23 protein-coding genes are annotated in these 26027 nt (G+C 47.7%); 11 read left to right on the top strand and 12 right to left on the bottom strand.

From position 1 onward, the window contains the following. Positions 1-14 precede the first annotated feature (14 nt). Positions 15-836, top strand: a complete 822-nt coding sequence (locus QWY86_RS05445; RefSeq protein WP_290239573.1) for a hypothetical protein — start codon at positions 15-17, stop codon at positions 834-836. A 16-nt stretch (positions 837-852) separates the two neighbouring features. Here the strand turns inward: QWY86_RS05445 and QWY86_RS05440 are convergent, their stop codons facing one another. The 7 genes from QWY86_RS05440 to QWY86_RS05410 all read right to left on the bottom strand — a co-directional run bounded on the left by QWY86_RS05440 (position 853) and on the right by QWY86_RS05410 (position 13297). Then, complete coding sequence (locus QWY86_RS05440; protein WP_290239572.1) at positions 853-1968, bottom strand: adenine nucleotide alpha hydrolase family protein; 1116 nt, start codon at positions 1966-1968, stop codon at positions 853-855. Between the two features lie 2 nt (positions 1969-1970). Next, the gene (locus QWY86_RS05435) at positions 1971-5204 is read right to left on the bottom strand and encodes a hypothetical protein (protein WP_290239570.1); all 3234 of its coding nucleotides are present in this window, start codon (positions 5202-5204) and stop codon (positions 1971-1973) included. Further along, the gene (locus tag QWY86_RS05430) at positions 5179-6057 is read right to left on the bottom strand and encodes a DUF4007 family protein (RefSeq protein ID WP_290239568.1); all 879 of its coding nucleotides are present in this window, start codon (positions 6055-6057) and stop codon (positions 5179-5181) included. Before QWY86_RS05430 ends, QWY86_RS05435 begins: the two co-directional genes overlap by 26 nt. Before the next feature lie 42 nt (positions 6058-6099). Further along, the gene (locus QWY86_RS05425; RefSeq protein ID WP_290239566.1) at positions 6100-7248 is read right to left on the bottom strand and encodes a cysteine desulfurase family protein; all 1149 of its coding nucleotides are present in this window, start codon (positions 7246-7248) and stop codon (positions 6100-6102) included. 313 nt (positions 7249-7561) lie between these two features. Continuing rightward, the gene (locus QWY86_RS05420) at positions 7562-9427 is read right to left on the bottom strand and encodes a hypothetical protein (RefSeq protein ID WP_290239565.1); all 1866 of its coding nucleotides are present in this window, start codon (positions 9425-9427) and stop codon (positions 7562-7564) included. Positions 9428-9429: 2 nt separating this feature from the next. Beyond that, the gene (locus QWY86_RS05415) at positions 9430-10827 is read right to left on the bottom strand and encodes an ATP-binding domain-containing protein (protein WP_290239562.1); all 1398 of its coding nucleotides are present in this window, start codon (positions 10825-10827) and stop codon (positions 9430-9432) included. A gap of 70 nt (positions 10828-10897) precedes the next feature. Continuing rightward, entirely contained in the window at positions 10898-13297 is a 2400-nt protein-coding gene (locus QWY86_RS05410) for a DNA/RNA helicase domain-containing protein (protein WP_290239560.1), read from the bottom strand. Positions 13298-13577: 280 nt separating this feature from the next. On the opposite strand from QWY86_RS05410, the gene QWY86_RS05405 reads away from it, so the two are divergent. From QWY86_RS05405 to QWY86_RS05370, 8 genes are all read left to right on the top strand, one after another. Beyond that, entirely contained in the window at positions 13578-14489 is a 912-nt protein-coding gene (locus tag QWY86_RS05405; RefSeq protein ID WP_290239558.1) for a DUF6615 family protein, read from the top strand. Positions 14490-14618: 129 nt separating this feature from the next. Next, positions 14619-15401, top strand: a complete 783-nt coding sequence (locus QWY86_RS05400; protein ID WP_290239557.1) for a DNA-deoxyinosine glycosylase — start codon at positions 14619-14621, stop codon at positions 15399-15401. 122 nt (positions 15402-15523) lie between these two features. Further along, positions 15524-16528 carry a hypothetical protein gene (locus QWY86_RS05395; RefSeq protein WP_290239556.1) on the top strand — a complete coding sequence of 335 codons (1005 nt, stop codon included), beginning with the start codon at positions 15524-15526 and terminating at the stop codon, positions 16526-16528. A gap of 23 nt (positions 16529-16551) precedes the next feature. Continuing rightward, positions 16552-16842, top strand: coding sequence for a hypothetical protein (locus tag QWY86_RS05390; RefSeq protein ID WP_290239555.1), 291 nt, complete (start codon positions 16552-16554; stop codon positions 16840-16842). After that, entirely contained in the window at positions 16791-17321 is a 531-nt protein-coding gene (locus QWY86_RS05385) for a hypothetical protein (protein ID WP_290239554.1), read from the top strand. Before QWY86_RS05390 ends, QWY86_RS05385 begins: the two co-directional genes overlap by 52 nt. Positions 17322-17431: 110 nt before the next feature. Further along, positions 17432-18919 (top strand): restriction endonuclease, encoded by a 1488-nt coding sequence (locus QWY86_RS05380; protein WP_290239553.1) that lies wholly within the window; start codon positions 17432-17434, stop codon positions 18917-18919. Between the two features lie 217 nt (positions 18920-19136). Next, complete coding sequence (locus QWY86_RS05375; RefSeq protein WP_290239550.1) at positions 19137-19508, top strand: hypothetical protein; 372 nt, start codon at positions 19137-19139, stop codon at positions 19506-19508. A gap of 37 nt (positions 19509-19545) precedes the next feature. Continuing rightward, positions 19546-19824, top strand: a complete 279-nt coding sequence (locus tag QWY86_RS05370) for a hypothetical protein (protein WP_290239548.1) — start codon at positions 19546-19548, stop codon at positions 19822-19824. An 81-nt stretch (positions 19825-19905) separates the two neighbouring features. Here the strand turns inward: QWY86_RS05370 and QWY86_RS05365 are convergent, their stop codons facing one another. From QWY86_RS05365 to QWY86_RS05345, 5 genes are all read right to left on the bottom strand, one after another. Continuing rightward, entirely contained in the window at positions 19906-20496 is a 591-nt protein-coding gene (locus QWY86_RS05365) for a hypothetical protein (protein WP_290239546.1), read from the bottom strand. Positions 20497-20954: 458 nt separating this feature from the next. Beyond that, positions 20955-21803 (bottom strand): SMODS-associated NUDIX domain-containing protein, encoded by an 849-nt coding sequence (locus QWY86_RS05360; RefSeq protein ID WP_290239544.1) that lies wholly within the window; start codon positions 21801-21803, stop codon positions 20955-20957. A 1-nt stretch (position 21804) separates the two neighbouring features. Continuing rightward, the gene (locus QWY86_RS05355) at positions 21805-22686 is read right to left on the bottom strand and encodes an ATP-binding protein (RefSeq protein WP_290239542.1); all 882 of its coding nucleotides are present in this window, start codon (positions 22684-22686) and stop codon (positions 21805-21807) included. A 12-nt stretch (positions 22687-22698) separates the two neighbouring features. Next, the gene (locus QWY86_RS05350) at positions 22699-23214 is read right to left on the bottom strand and encodes an HORMA-1 domain-containing protein (RefSeq protein WP_290239541.1); all 516 of its coding nucleotides are present in this window, start codon (positions 23212-23214) and stop codon (positions 22699-22701) included. Beyond that, positions 23214-24185 (bottom strand): CBASS oligonucleotide cyclase, encoded by a 972-nt coding sequence (locus QWY86_RS05345; RefSeq protein WP_290239539.1) that lies wholly within the window; start codon positions 24183-24185, stop codon positions 23214-23216. Before QWY86_RS05345 ends, QWY86_RS05350 begins: the two co-directional genes overlap by 1 nt. Before the next feature lie 216 nt (positions 24186-24401). Between QWY86_RS05345 and QWY86_RS05340 the strand changes: the two genes are divergently transcribed. Next, positions 24402-25463, top strand: coding sequence for a helix-turn-helix domain-containing protein (locus tag QWY86_RS05340; protein ID WP_290239537.1), 1062 nt, complete (start codon positions 24402-24404; stop codon positions 25461-25463). Then, positions 25460-25972, top strand: a complete 513-nt coding sequence (locus QWY86_RS05335) for a PIN domain-containing protein (protein WP_290239536.1) — start codon at positions 25460-25462, stop codon at positions 25970-25972. The genes QWY86_RS05340 and QWY86_RS05335 overlap by 4 nt, the downstream gene beginning before the upstream one ends. Positions 25973-26027 lie beyond the last annotated feature (55 nt).

Here is a 26027-nt window from a genome sequence, read left to right as displayed (position 1 = left end):
TTTGGCGCAAGAAAGTGGATACTTCGCTTTTTACCAAGCTGGATACACCTATACCGGGCTGGGTGGAGGAAATGTGGGACTTGGCAAAAGTATTTGGCGAAAATTCTTCCAAAAGAAATCCGGTAGCCAGTGTAAGCCTATCATTCAATGGCCGGGAATTTCCCGGCTTTGTACTCTGTACAGCCAAATATGGAAATGACACTGACTATAAGCTATTTTTCACCAAAGACTTTGCGGCAGCGCTGAAAGATATTTTTGTGATGAGCTATATGCGTACACTGGAAAAAAAACTGCGCAAAAATGCCGGCGGTTATTCTAGCGACGTGGAGCAAGACATCCCCTTTTGGGAATTTTTAGATTTGGAATTTGATAAAAAAACAAAGACTTTCCACTGCTATGCCCATTACACCCAGAAGCCGATGTTCCCGGAGCTTTTTAAACAGTTTACCAATTCACATCTTTTGCGCGACATGGAAAACAGGCTGTTGGGAAAGGGTGACTTTAAGTTCATCAAGCAAGACTGGCGTCCAAAAACAGAACTGGGATCAATTCTGGAACACACCAACATCATTTATTATTTGATCGATACCACAAGCAAGCTATTGTATATTGGCGAATCCGAAAGTACCAAAAGGATTATGACCCCTAGGGCGGACATCCCGGACTGGGACCATTTCAGGATAGACTGCCTGCCGCCGTGGATTTCCAGGCTTCAACGTCTGGAGCTGGAAAGGCTGATGATCCGATCTTTTGCCTCGGTCCTGGCCAATTACAAAAATATCCCCTTCCAGGAAATTTCCGAATACCGTTTGGCCAACAAAAAGATAGATTCATAAAGCTGTTCCTGGCAAGCTAAATGAAACAGCTTGCACAGGCCAGATCCACATCATCCGCTGAACCGAGGATATCCCTGAGTTTCGGGCTTTTTTTGTTTTTTTCGGTGCGATGCTTGCGTTTGATGTAATCCAGTTTGATTGCCTCTACCCTTTCTGGCCGAATCAGTTCAGCAAGGGATTCCTCCATATTCCATTTGAAATCCGATCTTTCATATTCCATGGCTTCAGCGAAAAGTTCAGGGTGCTGTTCATAAAGCCAGATCCACTCGATCTTTTGCTGGAAGAAACAGAAGTAGCAGCCTGAACGGCTTCTATTGTATGTGGCGCGCTGGCCGTTTACTTCAAATTCGATATCCTTGTAATAGGCTGGAATACCTACCCCGGATTTGGTCAGCAAGGCAAAGATATCATCGAGCTTGAGGATTTCTTCGTTTTCGATCAGTGGAAAATGGCTTTCAAGTGCTACGGGATAGCTGGATAATTTCAACAAGGCATATGCCACGGCGTTAAAATCCTTGGTGCTTAATTCAAGCAATTGCTTGAGTTTAGCTTCCCTGGTGTAGAGTTCACTTACCGGAAAGCGCAGGATTTCGATAAACCGATCTAATTTATCCCCTTTGATATGCGCTTTGGCCAAGTTTTCAAGGGCCGTGATTTTTTTGTTGTCTAAGACGAATTTGATAATCTCCTCACTCCAGATGTTCTGGCGAAACGGAAAAATGGATTGTATGGTTTCTTTTGTGGAGATATAACCCTCACGCAATTCGTCCCCGCGGATACCAACATAGGATATAACAGGGTCGGTGCCTACAAATTTTTCAAATACGTCAAGCTTTAAGCTTTTGGTGCACCAGCGGTTGAGCGTATTGGGCAAAAAACCGCCCAAGCTTTTGAGTTTATGGTCGAAGGGAGCCTCAGGGCTTTTATCGAAAGCCCTAAGTTTGATGATTTTTTTTCCCAGGTAAACTTCCAGGTTATTGATCAACTGGTAGGTTTCCTTTAACTCCTTCCCCGTATCGGCCGTGTAGTATTCGATATCCAGTTCAGGATAGTTATCCTTCATGTATATCGCCAATGCCGCGCTATCTTTCCCGCCGGAAATCCCCAATACATGCCTCACCTTTTTCGCCATGGCTATTTTATCAATTCGTTCAACATTTTAGTCAGGATAAAGATATTCAAATTTTTATCCTCGGTCAATTCTTTGTGCATGCGTTTCTGCACTTTTTCGATTTCCTTCTCTTTGGATTTGGGTACCCTCAAGACTTGCTTTAGCACGCCTTTCTCCAAGGTGGTGATCTCTACGCGTACGGAGTCTTGCAGGGAAGTGTCTTCTCCGCCAGGCTGCATATCGGTGAAATTGTCGAGCTCGTGTACCCACTCCTTGAATTTGTTAAACAGCAGCAGTTCCTGCTGGTCGGTGAATTCCTCCAGTTGGGAGCCGGTGACTGCATGGGCCAATGAGCTTAACCAGGTATTGCGGTCATCGATATTGGAGTGGATGCGCTGCAGGAATACTTTTAAGTGCGCAGGCACGATATAGCCTTTGATATTTTTAAATCGCTTCTGGATTTTTTGTTTCCATTGCTCGAAATCCAGGTCTTTATCGCCTACAATTTCCGCTAAGATAAATCCCTCAAACCTGCCAATTAGGTTCTGGTAACTGCTTCTGATATCAGAAATCGCAGCCCTTAAGGCACTAAAATAGGTTTCTAACTTTTGCTGGTCATCATCCAGTTCCTTTAGTGAATAACCGATCGCATTTGGAAAATCCTCGAAAAAGGTTTTCTCCGGGTCGGTTGATTCGGCAATAGAATGGCGCAAGGCGATGGCCTCTCTTGAAATTTTGTTGGTCTGCTGGGAGTATTCAGGCAGGCTGTCATAAAAAGCTAAAAATGGTCTTATTGTTTCGATAAAGCCACTATTCGAGGTTCTGCTTTCTTCTTTCTGGTTCAGCAGGGCCCTATACTTGTTAAAAACCGATAAATTGATTCCGGCAGACGAGAAACTTTTAATGGCATAATCAGACGGTTTCTTCACGATCAGGTCTAAAAGGTCAGCACTGATTTTCGGAATAAAACCATCCTGGTTGAAGAGTGCAAAATCGCTTTGCCTAACCAGTAGAAATACCGGAAGCAGGAAATCGACCAGGCCCCGTTTGAGCTTCAACGGCCTTGTCAGCAGGTTATCGACCAGTTCCTGGAGCGAAAGCCTGGCATGTTTGGCATTATTCAAAAAATCCTCGAAAGTGGCCCAAACTGGGGCAAAACTCTCATCTGTGGGTTCACTAAGCTGCCATATGCCGTCGATTTCCCTATGAAAACCCTTATCCTGTATGAGTGATAAATAAATGGTTTTCTCTGGCGGGTATAGTTTTGGACTAAAGCCCAGGTCCTTTTCACTCGTATTTTCAATCAGTTTGTTGATCAGGTTCTTCCTTGCCGAGAGCATCGCCGTACTTACCCTGGACTTGTTCAGCATCTCGCTCAAGAAATGCGGCGTTGATGAATAAACGGTTTCGGCAATTTCGCTCAGGAAATGGTTCAATGAACGGCGGTTGCGTATTTTGGTGACTTCCGCTCCCCTAAAGTAAAATGATACATACGCTTTATCTGCGGTGTAGAAACTATCCAGCACCAGGTAGCGCAGTATGTTTTGGTGGTGGCCGATGATCTGGTCAAATTCATGACGGGCATTTCGGTCATCGTTATATTTGGAACGGGCCTGCTTTACTTTTTCAATCTGGGTGATTTCCTCACGGATCCGCTGGGTATTGTTAAAATAGACGTAAAGAATCGCCTCCTGGTTATCCTGGGAGTGTTTTTTAACCTCGTCCCTTCCTATCGCGCCCGAAAATATCAGGTTAATGAAACCGTCCCGTTCCCCTGTTGGGACCTGCGAGATGGGCTCATCGCTGACGATAATTTCAAAGTAACGCGGCGTACCATAATCGATCTGGAACTTTTTGGCCGCCATGACCGGGAAAGTGAAATATTGGTTGAGCAAGGTGCTTACATTGGCTACATGGCCAATGAGGTTCCCTGCCTCATCGATGGCGTATTCGATGTCGACGTCAGTACCTTCGAAAAGCACGTATTTGTTGCTGTGCTCGCGGAAACGGATCAGTTTCTTTTGGCTTAAAATCCTGAGGACTTCAGTGGTCTGCTGCTGAGCGAGCACGATTTGGCCATAACCCACTAAGAATTTATCGTCAATGTTGATCGAGCCCTTGCCAAAGAGGTTTAACAGGCCAATTATCTTGATGAGCTGGCTAGCCTCTTTTAACTGGATGCCGTCCAAATGCCCTTCAATGCTTTCCAGGTTTTCCCTGATCAGCCGCCATGCGCGGTAATCCACATTTTCTTTTGTGGTCAGCTGGTTATAATAGTGGTAAATGAGGTAATCGTGTACATGGACCAGGTTGTAGAGTACCGCATCGGGACTGGCTATAAAGCTTTCCAGACCCCGGAAATCATGGCTCTCGATAAAAGAGAATAGCGAACGCTCGTTTTGGGCATAACGCTGCAGGGAAAGGGTAAGCACACTCCCCGCAAGTATTTCGATGGGGCTAAGCTTCCCGGCGACTTCTATGTTGAAGTAGTCGCTCAAGGGAAATGCGTTTGCTTCCTGCACGGTTTCCAGCAAATCCTCCAACATGGATGTCTCTACCGGAAAATCTATCACAGCCATTCGGTTAGCCGCCAAAATGAGCAGCTGCTCTGCAGGCTCGTTAAAGGTAATTTCCTTGAAACGTCCCTTTACCTTTAACCATTCGTTTCTTTGTCTTTCGCTCAAATGGTAAGCATAGGCAGCAAAATCCTGATGCAGGGTAGTCAGTAATATGATGTTCCTTTGTTGATCGTTAGCGACTTCAGCTAGCTGCTGCAGAAAATAAAATTCACGCTCAGGACTGGTTTTGGCGGCAAACTCCAGGAATTTCCCGAACTCATCAATGCGTATAACCAGGGCCGTATTTTTTTTCTTAAGCCCATCTGCCTTGGCGATAAGGGCGCTCAGTACTTCTTTAACTTCACAGTTTAAGCTTTGGGCAAAGGAGTTAGTTATGGAACTAAAATCACCGACCAGATCTAAAAATGCAGTATTTTTATAACCCTGAAGCAGGTAATGGTAGTTTTCAAAGTGAGCAGCCCCGGATGCGGTTTCGGCTAAAGCCCACAGAAATGATGATTTACCAGATCCGTAGGCACCAATCAGGGTAAAAGCCCTGGCACCGGCCGGTGCCAGGTTGATGATCTGTTCAAAGGCGCGCTGGCCGTTATAGGTATTAATATAACGCAGTTTTTTGCCTTTATCACGAATGATGTTAACCGATGGTGAATAACTATACTGCTGCGCTGCTGCCTTCATAATATCTTTTTAAAATTTCCCACTTGTTCCCTTCCTCTTTCAATTGGAGGACAGGATTCCCCGCTGTTTCACTAAATACCCCATAGGCTTTATCGATGCGGCTGAGTTTATCCCGAAGCGCGATCTCGGTGAGCAGGAATACGCTTCCCAGGCTGCCCTCATCATTGGCCAATGCCGAAAGACTGATGCTGTTTCCATAATCGGGGTTATCCATGACAATAAAAAGCATAGCTTCAATGGGCAGGTCCATTTTTGGACTGGAATCGAAACGGTACCAGTCGATTTTGTGGTTATGGTCATCGAGCTGGGTAAAGTGGCTGATCAGGCCTAGCTCCTGAAGCACATTGATGTATCCCTCCTCAATATCGAGTGGATTTGCCGATAGGTAATTGTTTAAGAAGGTCTTGATATCGCTATCCAAAGTATTCTCGCTAAAGTTTTCCTTATTTTCCTGGATCTTGCGTTGCAGGAACCTTTTGAGGTGCGCCTTGGTAAAGTCTTGCCGCTCCCGACGGAAATGATCGAAAACCAGGCTGTATATCGATGCTTTCTGGCCTTTAATCAACTGGTAATGAAGCAGCCAAAGGCTGATCGTATCTTCCAGATAAAGGTCGGTACCGTCCTGTCCAAAAATGAAATCAGCAAATTCCGTCGGCTTTTCCGCCTCGTCGATCAAACTGAAGGCCCTCAACCAAAACCGGATGGAGTTGACCATGTTTTTGCCCACGCCAAGCGCCACCACGGCGTTATCATCGCCGAAGCTTTTGCCGGTCTGCCTGATGTAATCTAGGCCCTTTTTTAGCCAGTAGTTTTTGCAGGCAAAGGTTTCATGTCCTGAAAAGGAGAACTTCATGTATTGATATGGTTATGGCCTTTAGGCCGTTAATTCTTGTTATTAATTATCCTGAAAAGCTTTTTTCAAGTTTTCCAAGGTTGCTGTAATTTCGATTATTGCCCTATCCACCTCTTGCATCGTATTGTTGCGGCCAAGGCTAAAACGCAGAGAAGCGTTGGCATCTTCTTGGCTTAGGCCCATGGCCTTGAGCACATGTGAAGGCTCCATCACCATCGAATGGCAGGCGGAACCGTTGGACAGGCAAATATTGGCTAGGTTGAGCAGCAGCGCTTCATTGTCAAAACCTTCAAAACAGATGTTCGTGGTATTGTAAAGCCGCTCCGCTCCCTGTCCGTTAACCCGGGTACCCCTTAAGGCTAAAATTCCGGATTCCAGTTTCTCCTTCAATGGGGCAATATGCCTTTCATCAATTTCCAGGCTGGCCTGCGCCAAGGCCGCAGCGGCACCGATACCAACGATGCCCGGTATGTTCAGCGTCCCGCTTCGCAGTCCCCGCTCCTGCCCACCTCCGTATACCAGCGGGGATAGTTTAAGTCCGGGACGAAGATACAGGGCCCCTATTCCCTTAGGTCCATAAAACTTATGGGCTGATAGGGCCAGGATATCGATATCGTTCTCGATTACATCAATTTCCATCCTTCCTACCGCTTGGGTGGCATCCGTCATGAAAATCGCGCCATGTTCATGGGCAATTGCCGCAATCTCCGCAATCGGCTGGATAACGCCAGTTTCGTTATTGGCCCACATCACGCATACCATATAAGTGCCCGCCCTGAAGTGGCCTTTAAGCTGCGCCAACTCGATCAGTCCATTTCCATCAACCGGCAAATAACTCACCTCCACGCCACTTCGCTCTAAAAACCTGCAGGTATCCATGACTGCAGGGTGTTCCGTTTCAACGGTAATGATGTGTGGCGCTGGATGTGCCGACCGGGACAGGCTGCCGCGCAGTGCGATATTTATAGATTCGGTAGCGCCAGCGGTAAAGTAAATATCCTCTGGGTTCGAGTTGAGTAGTTCTCCGACCTGCTCCCTTGCTTTTTCTTCCGCGCGCCTGGACTTTCTTCCCAGAATATGGGTGCTGGCCGCATTCCCATAGAGCCCGGTCAAATAAGGCATCATCTCGGCCAATACCCGCCCGTCGAGAGGCGTAGTGGCATTGTTATCGAAATAGATGGTTTCCTGCATGATCGGTCCTGGGTCTTGTAAATCGGGCTGCAAATATAGTAAACAAGGTCTTACCTTCCCTAGGTGGTAGGCAAATAAAACATTGAAAAAACAATTAAATGCGGAAGCCGCTTGCCCACAAGCTAATCATTTTTGAAAGATTTTGCCGGGCAAAATTTTCCACATTTCAGCTATCTCCCTGTGGATGAAAACTTCAGCGCCGGCATTGGGCCCTTTGGCCAGCACTTTGTTCGGGGACTTAATATTTTTGTGTGAGTATTTTATGCGAGTACTTCGGACCATTGGTGTTGAAATGCTTTAAGGCCATAGACTTTTAGCTTATTCCCGTCGACACTTCCAGCGCACTGTCGAGCGACGAAAAATGTTCGTCCTGGTCGCTGTTGTATACCACTTCGGTAAAGGTCTTGGGCAGGTCAGCGAATCCCCTGATGCTGGCCCAAAGCACGCTCGCATAGTAACCGGGCGAGATATTCCTTTCACTGGTGAGCTTTTCCTGGGATTCAAACCCGCTTGGTCGCAACATAAAGGTGAAGATGTTTCGCAGCAGCAGTCCCTCGGAGGGAAAATCGAACCGGTCCACCTTTCCGTTTTTGTATTTGAGGTAATCCCGCAGATATTCGAGTTCAGCACTGAAGTTTTCGCCGCTGACCTTACTTTCTGCCAATAGGCTCATGCCCAGTACTTCGGTAAAATGCTGGACCTGGGCGTTAGAGATATGCCCCTGGTTCTGCTGGGCGGTGGCTAAAGCGGCATTTAGGGCAAATTGCAAAAGTTTTTGGTCAGTTGAACCCAAATGCAAATCGCCAGGCAGTTGTTCGATAAATTTTGGCACTACTGCTTTCTCCAGCAGGTTGCTGGCCTGGTAGGAAATGAGTAATCCGATATTCACTTTTAAGCCCGATAAGCTGGGGGAGCGGTTTAGTCTCCGCTTAGCTTGTGCGCGGTCTTTGGTATGGTCCAAAAGGTCACTGACTACACCTGCGACGCGGCTAAACTGATCATCGATGGTGGAATCAAATTCGCTGCCACCAAAGCTGAATCCTTTCAGCTGCTCTTCCAGGCCGGCTAGCCTGGACTTAAGGCTGGTGTATCCGAGGTCCTGGGAAAAAGAGGCAATGCTTTCATTCAGCGCGATCTTCCGCCGGCCCTCCCAACTGGATTTTGGAAAATAGCTTCGGGTTTTTCCTTTCGCACGGCCGTTCTGCTTTTCTGCATCCTTGATCTCCCGGAGTTCAATTTTGAGTTCGCTGATGCCGGCTGAATCTTCAAAGGAAACTAAATTCCGCCGAGCCTGTTCAACCTCCGCGATACAGTCCTGGTAGGCCTGTTGGTAGACGGGGGCATGCTGGCGCTCCAGTTCCTGAGCTTTTTGCAGGTATAATTTGTCGATTTCCGCCATGCGGAGTTTCAAGATATCCAAGGTTTCAAGCTTACCGCTGCTGTCGCCAAGGTAAAGTTCCCTTATTCCCGCCCCAAGCTCGTTGATCGGCATTGCCCAGTCTGCGTTGTAGCTGCTGCTCATTGCGATATTGGTCCTTGCGGTCCCAATTGCATTTCGCCAGTTCCGCAATAGGTTTTCCAATTCCATAGCCTTAGGGCCAGGCTGGGAAAGAATCCCACGGTACAGGCTGAAAATAAGTCCCTTGATCTGGTTAAGGGCACGATCAAAACCCGGCCCTCGCCATAGATCGGAAGGGGGATTGTTGCTGCCACTAGCCCTCAGGGATTCGGTCCGGATCATTTTTTGCGGATAGACCTGAAAGGGTTCGAAACTCAACGCCCCCTTGAAGCGGTATTTTTCTATCGCTTTGACTTCCAACAACATCCTTGAATTTACGTGGAGCATTTGAACCTGTTCCTCGTTATCGAAGTAAAAGGCAACATATCCCCTTTTGAGGTAGATCGTTTGGAAATAGCGACTGTAGCCGTCTGCATTTTCAAGCATCTGGGGATCAAGGCGGCTTGGATGAATTTTCAGTGCCGGACCACTTGAGGGTGCCTGTCTATACAGGGTAAGGTAATACTCCTGCTCGCTGGGTTCCTTCTGCCGCGATGATGGGTTTCCAAAACCACGAAGTTGATAAAGGGCATAGGGAGCTATACTCTCTGTGGTAAAAAGCTCATTTAAATTCCACAGGGAGATCGGTAGCCAATATTCCATTTTTTCTTGGTCAGTCATTTTTATCCCTGGTTAATATGATTTGGATCCACGTCCTTCAAAAATTCTGTTTTGCGGTTGGAATAGGTGATGAATACCCTGCCACTGGCCCGGGAGACCGCGACAAAGAACGCACTGCGGGATTTGACCTCGTCCTGGTTAGCAAATGGGACAAATACGTTCTCGAATTCGGTTCCTTTTGAGCTGTGATAGGTCAATAGGCAGGGCAGATCGTTGTTTTCAAACTGTAGGGTATCGACAGTCCTGAAGAACGGATAGGTTCCCGACATCCTGTTTTCCGGTATGTCTTGGTTATAGCGTACCTGGGCGCCGATATTTTTTCGCTCCAGATATTTGTGAACGAAGATCACATCGTCGTTTTCCGGCAGCAATATCGCAATATCGTCCAGACCTTCCATATCGATGGTGGCCAGGATGTAGTCGAGCTCTCTTTCCCTGCTGTCAAACTTTCTAATTACCGGTTTATCAAAATTGGGGTAGTCACTGTTGCCCTGGTTTTTCCGGTTGTTGCTCATCAGGTCCTGGGGAGGATTGGAGATCATTTGGGCAACCTTGGCAATGGCTTTAGGCAATCGGTAGTTAAAGGACAATAGGTATCTGGGATATTGGAGGGTAGCCTGCAGGTCATCCAGGGAAACCCCGCGATTGGGATAAATCTTTTGCTGGGTATCGCCAAACAGAGTGAGGCTCTTGTTTACATCGGGCAGGAATTTCCCTTGGAAATCCGAAATGGAGAAATCCTGTGCCTCGTCGATGATCATGTAATCGACAGGAGCCTTCTTTTTGAAAATGAAAGCGGTTGGGATGAATACGAAGCTATCACCGGTGGGCTGGAAATCCAGTTCCGGCAACTGCACTTCTCTAAACCACCTGGACCGCCTCAGGAACGTATAATAGAAACGGTTTTCCACCCAGTCGCCGAAGTCTATACTGATTTCCAGTGGTTCGGCTATTTTCTCTACTCTACGCCCTTTAAAGCGGCCTTGGTCGGTCGCTTGCTGGTAAATGCTAATGGACAGAAAGTATCGCTTGGTGGCCAGCTCGGTATCAAAGACAATGAGCAGGTCTTCTTCCAAACCATAACTGTTGCTTCCTTTGAGGCAAAATACATCTCCGGAGACCTCGATGCCCCGGTGGTCCCATGACCACTCGTACACGACGCGGTCTTTGTCCAGGTGAAGTTTTTTAAGGCCATATTGGACCATTTTCTTCAGTGCGATGGTGTACACCAAAATCACATAGGAACCAAAGGTCGATGCCTGTTGTGCACGGTGGATGGCCAGGTTGGTTTTGCCGCTGCCTGCGGAGCCCTGGACGATTAGGTTTTTATTGGGATCCTGGACAATAATTTGTCTTTGGGAGTCATCCAGGTTGGAAATGAACCAGTTTTGTAAACGCATGTATAGAGAGTTTTAATTTTTGACGGGCTTAAATTAGTCAAAATTTTAAATCTTGGAAATTTTTTCTGGCCTATTCCAGCACGGTTATTCCCGGCGCACCGGCGGCCAGTCCAAGCAGCAGTCTGGAAAACCTGGAGATCGGTGAATCGAGTTGGATGTACAAAGTGTCCATTGGCCGGGTAAAAGCCATCAGACACCAAATGGCCGCATATTTATCCTTACGCTCATCTTCAGATAAAAACAGATCATCAGCCAGGTGCTTGGCGGCTTCTTCGGCTTCCCTTTTATGGTTGAAATAGGAATCCAGGGACAGCAGTGCACATGACCAGGCCTCCAGGCCCCTGCAGGATTCGTAATGTATTACCCTGGTTTCGGTCTGCTGTGGGATTTTCAGGGCACCTTTGTTTTCCGATACACCGTCCCAGCTCAGGATATCCAGGGCAAGCAATTCATTCCTGTACTTAAATTTCCTGGAAGTGCTTTGCTGGACGCTAGACACCACGTCATTTTCGCTGATGGAAAATCCCTCATCCTGGTGTTTGTCGGTGTATCCCCTGGAGGGCACCAGGAACATCAGGCTCTCATAAGCCGAGCAGCCGTTGATGCGGCCATTGTCCCGGAGCTCTAGCGCGATCTCCGCTGCAATAAAGGATGTCTTGGGCCTGGTGTCGATAATGATCTTTCCGAGTCCCTGGCTTTCATCTACGCTTTCCAGTGAGAGGGGTATTCCAAAGTGAGCGCCCAGGGCATTGACCAGGGAAACGATATTGGCCTTTTGGCGGAAGGTCCGGTTGCGGAGCGGGAAGCGTTGGTGGGGTATCTTTCTGTTCATCGAAAGGCTCCAGTCAAGCAGTTTGTTGTGGCGGATGAGCTGCTCCTTTCCGCCTGTGGAGATCGCCATGTTTTCGGGCCTTCGAAGTGCAAACAGTAATTCTTTTTCGTACAGGTGGAAATCCTGGCTCTCGTCGACCAGCATCAGCTTTGCCCAGCCAACCTGACGCTCTACCTTATTCACGCGCTGGAGCAAATTGCCAAGCGGTATGGTTGGTGTCTCGCCTGGATCTTCCGTTTTGGCTTCCACTTCTGCGGGATGGGTGTACTTGTCGGTATCATACAAGCTCGACAGCAGGTCGTAGCGGTTTTTGATGCCCATATCCCGGTAAAACTTCTCTGTATTGGTGACGGCCAGGTACAGCAGTTCGAGTACCTTGTAATAATCCTGCAAGAATATTTCCCGTCCAATGTTCTTTTCGAGTATGCTCCGCTTGAACTCCAGGTAATGTTTCTGAATTTCTGCGAATCCCGGCCAGCCTTTTCCCCTGGCAAACCTGGCAAAGAGTCCGAGTTCTTCATAATCAGATTTTGGCAGGCGCAGCGCGCCAGCGGCTTGTAAAAGCTGGTCAATGCCCTGATGTTTCGAATCAAGTAGGGACTGGTATGCAGGTACCAGTTTTGAAATACGCTGTTCACAGACTTGCAACAATTGTTCCACACGGTCCTGGCCCAAGAGTAAAGGGATGCCCAGGGTGTGGGACTGTTTGTAGAAAAAGGAGTGCACGCTCATCGCCGATAGTTTGGTGTCCGAGCCGGGGAAGTTGCGCAGCAATTGGCGGATATCGAAAACCAGCAGGTTATTATAGGTCAAAAACCTGACATTGTGCCGCTCTTGTTGGTACTTGCTTAAGACACGGGTGAGCGCGAGGGTTTTACCGGTACCCGCTTTTCCACTGATGATCGAGAGGGACGTGCCTAGGTTATTCAGGATTTCGTCGGTAACCTTGTTCGTCCTGTTTAGCTGGTCGATCTTCTTCTTGGTCAGTATCCCATAATTTACGCCTGAATTGGCGCGATCCAACAGGTTCTTGCAAAAATCAATAAGGTTTCCCTCGCTCTGTAGTGCTTCGCTGTCCCGGCTAAAGGAGTTCAGGCCATAAGCTGGCGTCTTTTCATGGGCTTGGTGGGCCATTGCCCAAACCAGATATTTGGCGGTCAGCGGATGGTTGAGCAAAAGTTTGCTGTTGAAGAAACTGGGTGCATTGGCTGCTGTCACCTGATAAATGGCTACAGGCCAGATGTCCTCCTTTGGTAAACAAAAGTCCCGTAAATCGTATGCATTTTGGCTGAGTGTCTCGTTATAGTCGAACTCTGAATCCGGTGCATATAAGGCGGCGTCATCGGCTGCGTCGATGTGGTCATCCTGCAGGGTTTTGATCAGCAGGACTGCATTGTGTATGTATTTATGGGTCTTATTTATTTTTACGCTCAAATAATTGCCGGTGGCTTTGGGAATGCTGAGCAGTATGAGGTAGTCGACACCGGAGAGCATGTTGCCCACTGCCGGGAATTTACTGATGATGACCACTGTGCCCTTATTAACGGTTGGTGAAAGCCTGGAGCGCAGGTCCGCTTTGAGGGTTTCAACAAGACCGAGGTTGGCGGCACTGGTATTAATATCGATAATGTTGAGCATACGTTAAGTTTCCAGCAAGTTAGAAAAAAGTTCAGTTTCGGCAAAATGGTCCGGAGCCTGATGCTGCTGCCAGCTTTTCCTCTTGGGATTATTGCGAAAAACACTGTTCTCCGCTTAATGGCCTGCTCCTGTACCCGAATTTTAGGTGTTGTTTTCCTAAGCTCGACAGTTTATATTAGCGAAGCGATTGTATCGGTGAGTATGGGTTTTATAATGGGTTGATATTTTTTTGCCGTTAGGATTTCGCAATTGGAATAATGAAAATCAAATCGCCTAGATCATGAGTATTGAACACTACCTAAGGGGCCTCGAAGCTGTGGGGCCGTGTGAGCTGCTGAGGGCAGTCGAACAGGATACCTGGGCACGTATTGGCTTTACCAGGGAAACCCCTGGTCTTCGGATCATGGAGACTACGGTTACCCAAAATATCGTTTATGAGCTCCGGCTGCTCAAACATCGATTTGGCCATATTGGATACACCCTTTTTGAGTCTAGAAACGAGAAGGCGAATGGCCACGACTTGCTACTGCGCATCCTATCGAGCAAAAGCGAGGTCTACACTTATGCGCTGCAGGCCAAGATCATCTACCATAACCTGGGAGATGTTAAAAAGGGAACCCACCTGGATGACGGTACCTATCCGCAGTTCAAGCACATGGTGGGCAAAGGTCCCAAGGCGGATTCACAGGTGAATATCCTGTTGGACTATGCAAAAAAAAGGGGTTACATTCCGATGTACCTGATGTACAACTATGTACGAAAAAAACACCCAAGATCTAAAGGCCCAGGTTGCACCGTGGTGGGTGCCCAAAAGATGAAAGACCTTTTCCCAGACGCCTCAGGTAAGGACCTGAGTGATAAGGTCAGGTATAGCCAACTCCATTTTAAACATGCTTTCCCGCTTTCTGATCTGGCTTGTATTTTTTCGGGTCTTGATGACGAATTGATTTTGGAGGCTTCAGGTTTACCGCCGGATTACGCGCTTACAAAAGCGCCTCGCTCTGCTTTGAGAATAGACGGGGAATGGTTGAAAATGGAGGATGAAAACCGGGTCATGGAATTTATCCAACCTCGGCCCCTATCCACTAGCCGGCAGGGATCAAATGAGCCAAATGATACGGTAGCTATTCCATCCTTTGGCTTTAACCCAAGATTTCAGCTGGAACTGGATCTAAGGAATCGTCATTATTAACAGATGAAGGGATAAAAGCTCAGGTGATACGCAGTAACTTTGAGTGTATTCGATGGCAAGCGGACCAGACGCGGTTTGGGTATTTGGCGCATTATTTTTTAGCTGCGCTAAACCATAAAAAATTTACGGATGAAATTACACGAAGCCATTGAGAAACTTATACGGCAGGCCGGGCAGCCTATGGAGGCCGGCAAGATCAGCGAAGCATTAAACGCTAATAAATGGTACCGAAAAGCAGACGGCACTGTCATTTCAGTTGCCCAAATTTGTGCAAGGGTCAGGAATTATCCGCTTATGTTCACGGTTAACCGGTCCGTAAAGCCGATGCTAATCGATGTTGTTAGTGAGGCCGTGTCGATCAATCTCCGCAGAAAGGTATCCGCTAAACCAAAGATTGAAACATCCCATTTGCCTGTGCCGACTTCAGTGGTCAAAGCTTCCTTTGCGCCACTCTTTGATGAGCGGATTCAGATTTTGATACTGGGCACCTTGCCCGGTGATGAGTCTCTACGAAAAATGGAATATTATGGACATGCGCGCAACCGCTTCTGGAAAGTGGTCGCGGGCTTAAGCCTGCGGGCGGAATTAACGGATTATGCGTCTAAGAAAAGTGCACTATTTGCTCTGGGCATCGGGCTTTGGGACGTGGTGCACAGTTCTGAGCGCAAAGGCAGTTTGGATAGTGCGATTCGGGAGGAACAGGTGAATGACCTGGAAAGCTTTATGGACCGGCAATCCAGTATTTCGCTCATTGCTTTTAACGGAAATAAAGCGCAGGTACTGTATGACAAATATTTTAAGCGCAGGGCAAACATCAGGTATGTGACCTTGCCGAGCACCAGCCCAGCCAACGCCTCCTGGAATCTGGAACAATTGTTAAACCAGTGGAGATCCGCCCTAGGAATGGTCTGAAGCCTTACTTCATCGAAATGTGGGCCGTGATTTATAGGTTGGGGAAGCGAATGGCTATTTTGAAAAAGATTTTTTTCTTCTGAATTATTTTACTATAATTAAGTAAATCCAAAAATGACGCTATGCCCTGCCCCCACCGATACCTTGGTTTACATATTGATGGCCAGCTTTTTCCGGACTGGGAAATCGACTATCTGTTCATTGGGACATTTAATCCGTTATGGGACCGTCCCGATTTGGTTAATGCCGCCTACTTCTATGGCCGAAGTGCCTACTTTTGGGACGCAGTGAGTATTTTCTTTGAGGGTAGGCCCTACAGCTATGCCCGGGATGACCAACAGGCGATGGTTAGTTTTTGTAAACGCCACAAAATCGGTTTTACGGACCTGATTCTTAATATTGAGGATGCAGATTGGGCAAGTCCGGAGCACCGCCGGAGAATTTATTCTGTGCTGGATACGGATCTGGAACACTTCGATGAGATCGTCTGGAATACTTCTGAGATTGAGGCTTTCTTAGGACGCAAAAAACCCAAGCAGGTCTTTTTCACCTTACTATCAGGCAAAAGCAGATCAATTTTTTCGGTGGAGATGCGCAAGATAGAGCAACGGGCGGCTGCACTGAAAATCAACTGCAAACGACTTCACAGTCCGACCGGGGCAAATGTTGGCACGGGCGTACCGCGCTTGCACCAACTGGTAGAGCGATGGGATGTGGTCACCGGCTTGCCGCAAATTGATTTGGGCCATTATCCTTATGTGCAGGAGGAAAACACGGTCGAAAAGAAACCTCGCCAGAAAAAAGCCACTGCCAATATACATTGGGACTGCACTGACCATGCCGAGATCCTGGCGATGGACCGGTATGGGCTGCGTATTGAGGCAGGCAAAAAAGTGGTCCTCATTGACCGAAAGGATAACACTTTGCTGAAGGCAAAGACCATCCTTCGGGATACCATTGTTCCGCACATCAAGCTTGCCTATGGCATTGAAGTGGACCTGTACCATGGCAGTAAAGGCCGCACGGAAAAAAACACCAGAATGTCGGGCCAAGAGGTCTATAAGATATTGTCCAGTAAAGCGCCAGTGGCCTTGGGAGGTAAAACCCAGATCGTGCCTGTAGGATAGCATGGAATATTTAAGTTGATGATATGGACGCGCAAGTGATTATCCAAACCGGCAAAACGCTATATGAATCCAGCCTGGAGTTCTGTGAGGGCTATGCCGTGCAATTGGACCAGATCCACGGATGGGTCCTGGAAATAGACAGATATGAACTGATGGAGAAAGTTGCCAATACCGGCCAGGATTTTTCGATCGTGAAGACGCTGTACCAGCTCCAGGCGCTTTTTGTGATTGCATCCGCGGACTTATCCCTTATTATTTCCAGATGTACCTCTGCAAGATCAAGCTCCAGCACCTGTTCTTCAATCGCCAGCTGAACCTTTGCATCTATGAGGCGCACCAAACTTACAGCGGCCATAAGCAGTTTTTGAGAAAGCTTATCTGTGAGCACTATCCGGACTTGGTACCTGAATTTGATCAGGTTAACCTAGAGGAAAGGGAATTTGTCAGGAGATTTAAAATTAAGACCACCGTGATGGACATCCGCAATAAGGTCGGCGGACATATCGACAAGGACTTCAAGGCCTGGCACAAGACGGTGAACGCCCTTGATGGTGAGCAAGATGGCAAGATGAGCATTGCATTTATGTCCTTATTCAAACGCATATTCCAGCTCACTTCTAAACTTACCCAGCTGCAACACCAGCATTTCCTTGATTTTAATTCCGGTACGCGCAGGCGAGTGGAAGATTACCTTACCAAAATACAGGCATTGATGGATGAGCAAAATGCAAAACTGCCTGAAGGGGCTAAACTTGATTTTGACCTGCAGGCGATTCGCGATCTGATGAAATAAGGGACTGCGGATGACTCGAACGATTTCAAACTTCCGCTTTGATTCTCAATCGAGGTTTATGCCCGTAAATTTTATATATTTAGGGGTATAACCATTCCCCCAGAGTGCCCATGCCTGAAAAGAAAAAGACGATAGAAGAATTCTTGACTGATGCCTGTTATGCCTTCGGTCTTTCGTACAGCATAAAAGACGAAAACGCCTTCAGCATCCGAACGGATGAGGCTACCGGTTTGAATGCGGTGATCCGCTTAGAGGAAAAAAATCTCTCCTTCTACTTTATGGTGAGAACCTATGATGTTGTTCACCATGGGGACCGGACTGATGTTCACGTGATCATCAGCCTGATGTTTGCGGCTTTCATCCGCATCCTCGGGGATGGAATCTCGTGCCAGCTTTTTGATATTCCCCATGCAGTTTGCGACAATGAGGTAGGTGGGCGCTATATTGTCCCCTTGCAAACACCAGGTTATCTAGGTGCTGCATCTGAACAGGACAAGCAGGATAAGATTTCGATGTTGTGCTACCTGATGGGCGCCTGGAGGAATTGGTTCTGGCACTATGCCAGCTGTCCCTGTGCAGAATGCCTCAAACGCGAAGGGATTGATAATCACCGGGAGTATAACCTACCTTCCGAAATGGAAGACGCGATCAATAATATATTCAAACCGCCATCGATCTCCAATTATGGAAACCGGTCGCGACCGAACTGGCATTACATTTACGACATTGACCATGAGGTGACCATCATCAAATCCAGGGAAATGGCCAGGTTTTTCAAATCGTACAAAGACAATTCCAAGCGGTCCTACAAAACTGTGAAAGGGATAAGTGGCACTTTAATCAAGGACGGGGAGCTGGCCAATTATATCAGCTCGAAAGCCAGTGTGGAATTTAAGAAAATCATCGAAAAGCTCTCGGGTAAAAAAGTCAAAACCCTTCCAAGGCTCTTTCCCCTCGAGAATATGATTATCACGAGCTATGGAAGCTATATCATTGCACTTGGGAGGCTTTGCGGTATACATGAGTTTAAAAAACATAGGGAAAAGCTTCGCACGCGCCACAATGCAGAATCAGAGGTACTTTTTCCGATACCTGTTTTCGACTGGGCTGAAAACCCCTGTCCGGAGCAGTTCGAAAAGATGGTGAAGGCCTTACTGGAGCGGGAGCCAAATGTTGTCAATATCAGGATTCCGGCACCGATTAACCAGGGCGATCGGGGAAGGGATTTGATTATTGAGTGGCGGATTACAGGCTCAGAGGCCAGTACCCGGCAAACCGACATCAACGCTGCGATTATGGTGGTCGGACAGTGCAAAGCAAGCGGCAGCTCCGTAAGCAAATCAAAAGTCCAGGACATCAGGGATACGGTGGAAACACATGATGCAAAGGGGTACTTCCTCGCCGTGAGCACCCAGATCACGGAACCGCTTACGGCAAAGCTGGAGGATCTTAAGAAAAAGGGCATCTGGACTGAGTGGTGGAATAGGGAGGAAATTGAATACAGGTTGAATAAAAACCAGGAGTTAATCTCCCTGTATCCAAAGGTATTGAAGGCAACTTCAAAGGTTAAATTTGTGGACCGGGAAAATAGCCTTTGAGAAAAGTCTGGGAATTCATTGCCTTTCCTAAAATTCTTCTGGTCAACATTGCTACAATTCGATATACCGGTACATACCGATTTTCTTCGGCTGCGAAAGTCCAATGCGCCTTTTTAGGATGACCGCCAATACGCCCGTTAAAACGCAGGTTCCTTTTGTATCTAGTAGTGCAAAAGTAATTTGTCCATAGTGGAACTTTGGGCAATAGATCCTGCTTATGAAAAAACACAAGATGCTATTTTTTGTACGTCCCGGTAAATCAGCCAAGGAAAAAGTGCCCGAAATCAGCGGCCGAGAGTGGAACTGCTTTGCTTTTCTCAAGTTGAAAGAAGCCAGCTTTACGGCCAGAAACCAGCTCCTTGGTTTGCTTGGCCCGATGGTTACAGTTGAACGAATTGGGAAAGGTACAGCTCAATCGCAAGGAGCAATACTCCTAAAATTTATCGATTTCTGCTGCGTAGACACTGGTGACCAGTGCCTATCCAAATCCTATTTTGCCCGCGTCTGGCGTGCAGCAAGATGTATTTTTGTAGACAAAAACATCTTGCTGTCCTTGAGGCCAGGCAAAACTCGAAGGTTATGGATTTGATCTGAAAAAGGAACTTGCCCTGTACAATATTTCGGATATGGGATCCAGGGAAAAAGCGGAAAAACTGATTGTCGATCTGCAGAACGGGAACAATCCGATCGTGAGCGTAAAATTGCCCGATGGCGGTGATAAGACTTTACGGGTAGAGGCGGTACCGAGGTATACGAACCTGAACTTTTACGAGCTTTCTGGGAAACCGGTGAAGCGTGAGGAGCTGAAGGTGGAGGTTTCGATGGAGCAGGCAGCGGGTCAGGAGAAGGGAAAGAATAGGGACAAGGATAAAGGCAAATCGCAGGAGAACGAGCTGTCGCTTTAATTAATGAAGTTGTTTTATACTACAGAATCCTGTTCTCTGAACAGGATTCTGTAGTATATCTGCTTGCGCAAAAAGGCTATCCTATTTGCTGGATTTTATCTCTACATCGTCAGATGGCCGCTGGAGCCCTATAATACGTTTTTTCTGTCCGAACGTGTCGACCAAAAAAAGCTTTCCCTGTTCCGCATCGAATGTTAGGTCAATTTTCCCGATCGTACAGTTAATAAAATCCTCTGCGAGTATGGTGGCAATATCGTGTTCAAAAAGGAAGCTGTTTTTCTGGGTAATGTCGTTATGCAGTATATCAGTGCCCTTGGTTGCTTTGAAACCATTTGGACCGTAAATAAATGCGACACTTGACAAGGGTGACAGGGTTTCCATTTTTCTAACCTGCGGTTTGAGATCCGAAAAACTTCCGTTCACTTTTTTTGCCTGAAACAGCAGTCCTTTCTGAAAGATCGTATTGTTGAATTTGTCTTTAACGATGATCTGAAAAATGCCGTCGGATCCGTGGACGCTCTCGAAAGCGCCCTTACCCCTGCCACGGAATTTGAAATAATCAACGTTCCATTGCCAAAGTTGGTTTTTTATGCGTTCAACATGCCGTCCAGTTTCGAAATTGGCAAGAAAGGCGCCGATTATGGCATCCTGTTTCGCCTGACCTGCAGGCACTGATAATAAAATCTCTGATGATGTCTAACAGTTCATCAGGCACTCTTGAAATCATTTTCGTTGTTTTTGTTTGAGGCAAATATCGGTTATAATTATCTTCAGGCCAGTTTTTATAGATAGTTAATGGTGTTTTTTAAATAATAAATTGCCGAAGGATAACCTTGAAGACTGTGGGATCAGAAGCAGTCAATACGCTTCTTTATTCAAGAGGATGCGGTTTCGGGGCCGGCCATTTTTGATGTTGGGAGCGGTATTGGGTCTGAAGAAGCACCAGGGACGGAAATGGGTTCATCAATCCCGGGTAAATGTCTGGCAACAGGTTTTGCGGTAACGGATTTTTGTCAAAGGTGACCTTGGTCATTCGCCTCATCATCGAAAGCCCGGTCTCTTTGGACGGACCGGGAATTTGTGCTTGCTGGTTGCAAAATTGCGCTTTTTCGGTACGGGCTGGATTGTTGCTATTCTGCACTCCACTTTTCTTTTACGGCCCATTTGGTATGGGCACCGATCTGGTATGGGGTGTGGTGGTTGCGCTCATCGAAGCCCAGGGTGTTAATGATGACCGGGTCGGCCCATTTGATTTCATCGGTATCGCCAAGCTGTAGCAGGTTTTCCAGGTAGGCTTCCTGCTGGGCATTGGGGATGAGGTCGAAGATTTCGTAAATGAGGATTTCCTGGTAATCGAAGCCCATGGCCTTTTTTAATGGGGTCATCAGTGTGGTGGCGTAGCTATAATCGATGTAGCGAAACAGGTTTTTGTCCAGAATGTTGGTGGTGAGCAATTCCTCGCAGAATTCCCGCCATTGGCTGGTCTCCCGGTCTTTTTGGGAATGGAACCAGTCGATCATGTTGATGACGTATTTTCCCGGAGCCATAAAGCGCAGGTCGCTCTTGCTGATGCCGCCGGTGGTCTGGAAGCGTCGGTCTGGGGTGATTTTGTATCTGGCGAATAAGGGTTTTGCCGAAGGGAGAGCTTTGTAGGCGCCGCCAACAAGTTGGTAGTAGTTGCCCTTGCGGTTTTTGACCAGCAGGTATTTGCCCTTCACCTGTATGCGGAACAGGTAGGATATGGAGAGCCTCACCTCCTGGTTACGGTACCAGATTTTGGTCAGGAAGAACATCTTGAACCGGCCGATGCTGTATATACCTTCTATGATGACAAAGTAGAGCGGTGCGGAAAGGATGTTGACCAGCAGGCCCAGGATGAGTGACCACCAGGGATTGGTAAGGTCCTTTTCGAGCAGGATGAAGCTGATAAAAGCGACGCCGCTGATGAAGACGGCACCCTTGATGAGTGATTTTTTCATATTATATGATTTTAGGGCTGGGCTGGATGAGTTGGATGGTTTCGGCGAGGTCTTCGAAATTCAAGGCCTTTTCCGGGTAGCACCTGGCAATAGCCTCGGGGATGACTTTCAGGCGTAGGTCCGAGAAGGAGAATCCAAGTCCGTTGTTGGCTTCCGGCCCGCTGAGCTGGGAGAGGGTGTCGAGCTCGCTGGCTTTTAGCTTTAAGCCCTCCAGATCTTGCTCGAAGAGTAGTCTGCGCTCTTTTTCATCTGGACGGTCGAAGTGTAGGACCACGGCGGCCCTGCGCACGATAGCCTCATCGATGAAATGCAGGCGGTTGGTGGACATCAGGATGATGGCCCTGCCTTTGAGCTCACGGATGTCGTCTATCTTTTGAATGAGGGTGTTGACTGCGGACTTCTCCTCCTGGTGCATCTGGGCAGTGGAACGGGTGGTGGCGATGGCATCGGCCTCATCGATGAGCAGGAAGGCGATCCTGTTTTTCCCGGCCAGGTTTTTGAGTTCAGCGAAGGCATCGTTGACCAGTTTTCCCATTTCCCCGTGCAGGCCTTCCCCCCTCACCCGGGTACTGAGTTTAAGGAAGTAGCCCTCTTTTTTCAATTCGCGGAGCATTTCGTCGGCGATGGCCATCGCTGAGGCGGTCTTTCCCGTTCCAGCGTCGCCGGCCAGGATGACCAAAGGGTATTTATCCTCCAGGTTGGCGATGGCCGGAATTTCGGCCTTGTGGAATTTTTGGCTCCATTCACGAATGCCCTGCTGGTCGAGCAGCAGTTTTAGATTGGTATGGATGCGGTTGAACCTGGCCTGGAAACCGATGAGGCTTTTGGCTTTTTGTTGTATGGCTGCCTGTGGCAGCTCTATGGTGCTATCGAAGATGGACATAGGGCCTGGGGTTTATCTGTAGTTCTTTTTCTGGAGTTCATAGCCGCTGCTGGCATAAAGCTGGCCGCTCTGGCTGCTGAGGTGGCTGAAAGTGGTATCGATTTGCGAAAGGCTCCAGTTGATTTTGAACTGGTTCCCCACCTGGAAATCCTGCTGGCCCTGGCTGCCAAGTGCTAGCCAGTTGAGGTTATACTCGGTCAGGATGGCGAGGCTGGTGTAGGCGATATTGGTCCAGTCGTTCTCACCGGGGCGCTGGGTGGACTGCGTTTTGCCATCTTCGTTAACGGTGTATTTCGAAGCGCGGACAACTGAACCATCGGATTCCTGGAGTAGGACTATGTTGACTGCGGAGAGGTATTTGGCCTCGGCGAGCTTTAGGATATCGTGGACCACGTTATCCACTTGGACGGTGTCCCATTTGCCTGTGCGGCGGGCGATCATTCTCAGGTCTGCATCAAATCCCTCAAAGGTCTTGCGGATATCGATTACGGTATAGGTGAGGGTTCTGGTTTGTGTGCTGCTCATCATTATAGTTCTTCTATGTTAAAGGTTGGACCAAATATTCTTTTCCATTCTGCGATGGTATCGCCGGTATTGTTGCGGCTGACGGCATAGTTTAGAGACTCAAAGGCGTCATTGGCCTTTTCAACTGTATCTGTCCAGGACAGTATAGTGGTCTTCCTGGCTGAATTGTTCTCATTGTTGGTAGGCTCGGCAATGAAGACGGGTGTCTGGAAACCGGGCACGGAGTTGATCGCTCCGCTAAACTGGATAACAGGAAAGCCTGGATCGCTAACGAAGCGAAAAAAACGGATAACGGCCTCTTCTATATTCTCCTCCACACCTTCGCTGATGTCCAGGTGGGCCACGATAAGTTCGATGGCAAACGAACTCAGTTCGGGCTTAAGCTCCTGGTGGTTGCGCCACCATTTGAGTATACGCACAATCTTGTTGTAGTTACGGTTGGCCTGGTAACGTGCCTTGGCGAAGGCGAGCTGTCCTTCTATGCTGGTGGTATAGGTGCCGCCACCGCCCCTTTCAGGCTGGAAGACGTAACCTTCAGGGCTATCCAGCGGTACCACCGGAACGATGTCTACCTCTAGGCCGGAGCCGACGAACTTGATCTTGATGGATTTGGTATTACCTTCCATATCGACATCACGGTCGATGTCCTTTCCCGGGTAAATGCTTTGGAGGTAGTCATACACGAAGTCGTGTAGCTTTTTCAGGTCTTTTTTGAGGGCCGAATCTCCCGCAACGTATAGGATGAGGTCAATGTCGATCGGATGGTCACCCGTGCGGCGAAGGATGGTATGCTTTTTATAGGATCCTGCGATGATAAACTTGGTTACCTTGATGGCATTGCGTTCATCTTCCTCTATCTTTTTTTTGAGCTTATCGCGAAGATTGGTCAGCTGTTCGCGGTATGCGGCCATGTTTTCTCGCCTCAGCTTAATCCTGCTCACGAAATTGCTCAGTGCCTTATTATCTAGTTTCATCTCTCCGCCCTCCTCCGGCGTGTTTTAGTTGTGAAGTTGTGGTTGACAAATATATAATTTTTAAATACATTTGTCAACTAAATAATTTCAAATTTTTGATTACATTTATATTAAATCCAGCTGATGGCACGATTAATGCCCGTACTATGGAAAAACTGCAGTTGACATTTAGTCAAAAAAAATATATGTTTGTAACCCAAAACGTCCAGAACTCCTATGAACACTCTATTCTCTGAAAGATTCCGCTCTGCCCGGTTGCTCAGTGGACTCTCCCTTCAGGAACTTGCCGATGAACTCGATAATCGGATCAGCCGGCAAGCCTTACATAAGTATGAGAAGGGGGAAGTGGTACCCAATAGTGAGATGATCGGTTATTTATGCGATGTGCTCAATGTGCGCCCTGACTTTTTCTTTACAGATGTGGAAGTGAAGTTGGGTGAAATCGAATTTCGTAAGCTTGATAAACTGCCGGCGAAGGAGGAAAACCGGATCATCGAACAGACCAAGGATTTTTTGTCGCGCTATCTGGAGCTTGAGAAGATCATCGGCCTGGCTTATGAGTTTAAAAACCCGTTGGCCAATTTCGGTGTTGTCGATACCCCCGCCCAGGCCGAAGAAGCTGCCGACCAGGTGCGCATAAGCTGGAAGCTGGGCATGGACCCAATTTCCAATACCGTAGAGTTGCTGGAAGATAATCACATCAAGGTGGTGGAATTCGAGGCGGACCTGGGCTTTGACGGGATGCAGACCTTGGTCAACGGAAAGGTTCCGGTGATTGCGGTGAATATCAGCAGGGTTAAAAAAGATGACCGCAAGCGCTTTACGGTGATGCACGAACTTGGGCATTTACTCATGTCGCTCTCCCCAGATATGCCGCTGAAGAGAAAGGAAACGCTGTGCAACCATTTTGCCGGGGCCATGCTTTTCCCTACAGAGTTGATCAGAAAAGAGCTCGGGGTAAAGAGGAACAAGCTTTTGATCCAGGAACTGGGTGTATTGAAGCAAGAGTACGGAATATCTATCCAAGCTACGGTGATGCGCGCACGGGCGACCGGGATTATCTCCAACCGTTACTGCGATGAGTTTTTTACTTACATCAAGCAGATGAACTGGCAGGTGGACGAACCCTTTGATTTCAGTTCTGCCGAAAAGTCAAATCGTTTTGAACAGCTACTGTTTAGGGCACTCGGGGAGGAATTGATTTCGGTGACCAAGGCTGCCGCCTTATATAATATGAAACTCGCGGAGTTTAAATCCAATGTCCTTGCTGTGGTATGAAGTTAGCGGTCACGGATGCCTGTATTTTTATTGAGCTTTATGATCTAGAGCTCAATGAGGGCTTTTTTAAGCTCGATCTGGAAATACACACATCCGTGGATGTGATCAATGAACTCTATGCTGAACAGCAACGTGTCTTAAAAGCTTTCCAATCTGTTGGAAAGCTTTTTGTGCATTCTATAAGTGAATCCGATAGGCTATTCATGCAAGCGCAACCTTATCCGCGCGGGCTTTCCAATGCGGATAAAACGGTGCTCTTTATTGCCGAAAAACAGCAGGCTATGGTGTTGAGCAGTGATAAGATGGTCCGGAATTTTAGCAAGAAAAACAGCATTGAATACCATGGTATGCTCTGGATATTCGACCGCCTGGTGGAGGCGGGTATCATTTCGCCCGGAATTGCAATCAAGAAGCTACAATCGCTGATGTCTTCTGACATCATATACCAGCATAGCCCTGAACTGCAGAAGGAAATGCGGCTTCGAATCGAGAAATGGGCAATAGAATAAGGTTATCTGGATGCTAAGCTAGGACGGTCGCAGGGATTCTTTGATGGGCTGTTCG

The organism is Pedobacter aquatilis (genome assembly GCF_030409415.1).
Classification (GTDB): domain Bacteria; phylum Bacteroidota; class Bacteroidia; order Sphingobacteriales; family Sphingobacteriaceae; genus Pedobacter; species Pedobacter aquatilis.
Note: the sequence above shows the minus strand (reverse complement) of the source record. Positions and strands in the feature narration are given on the sequence as shown.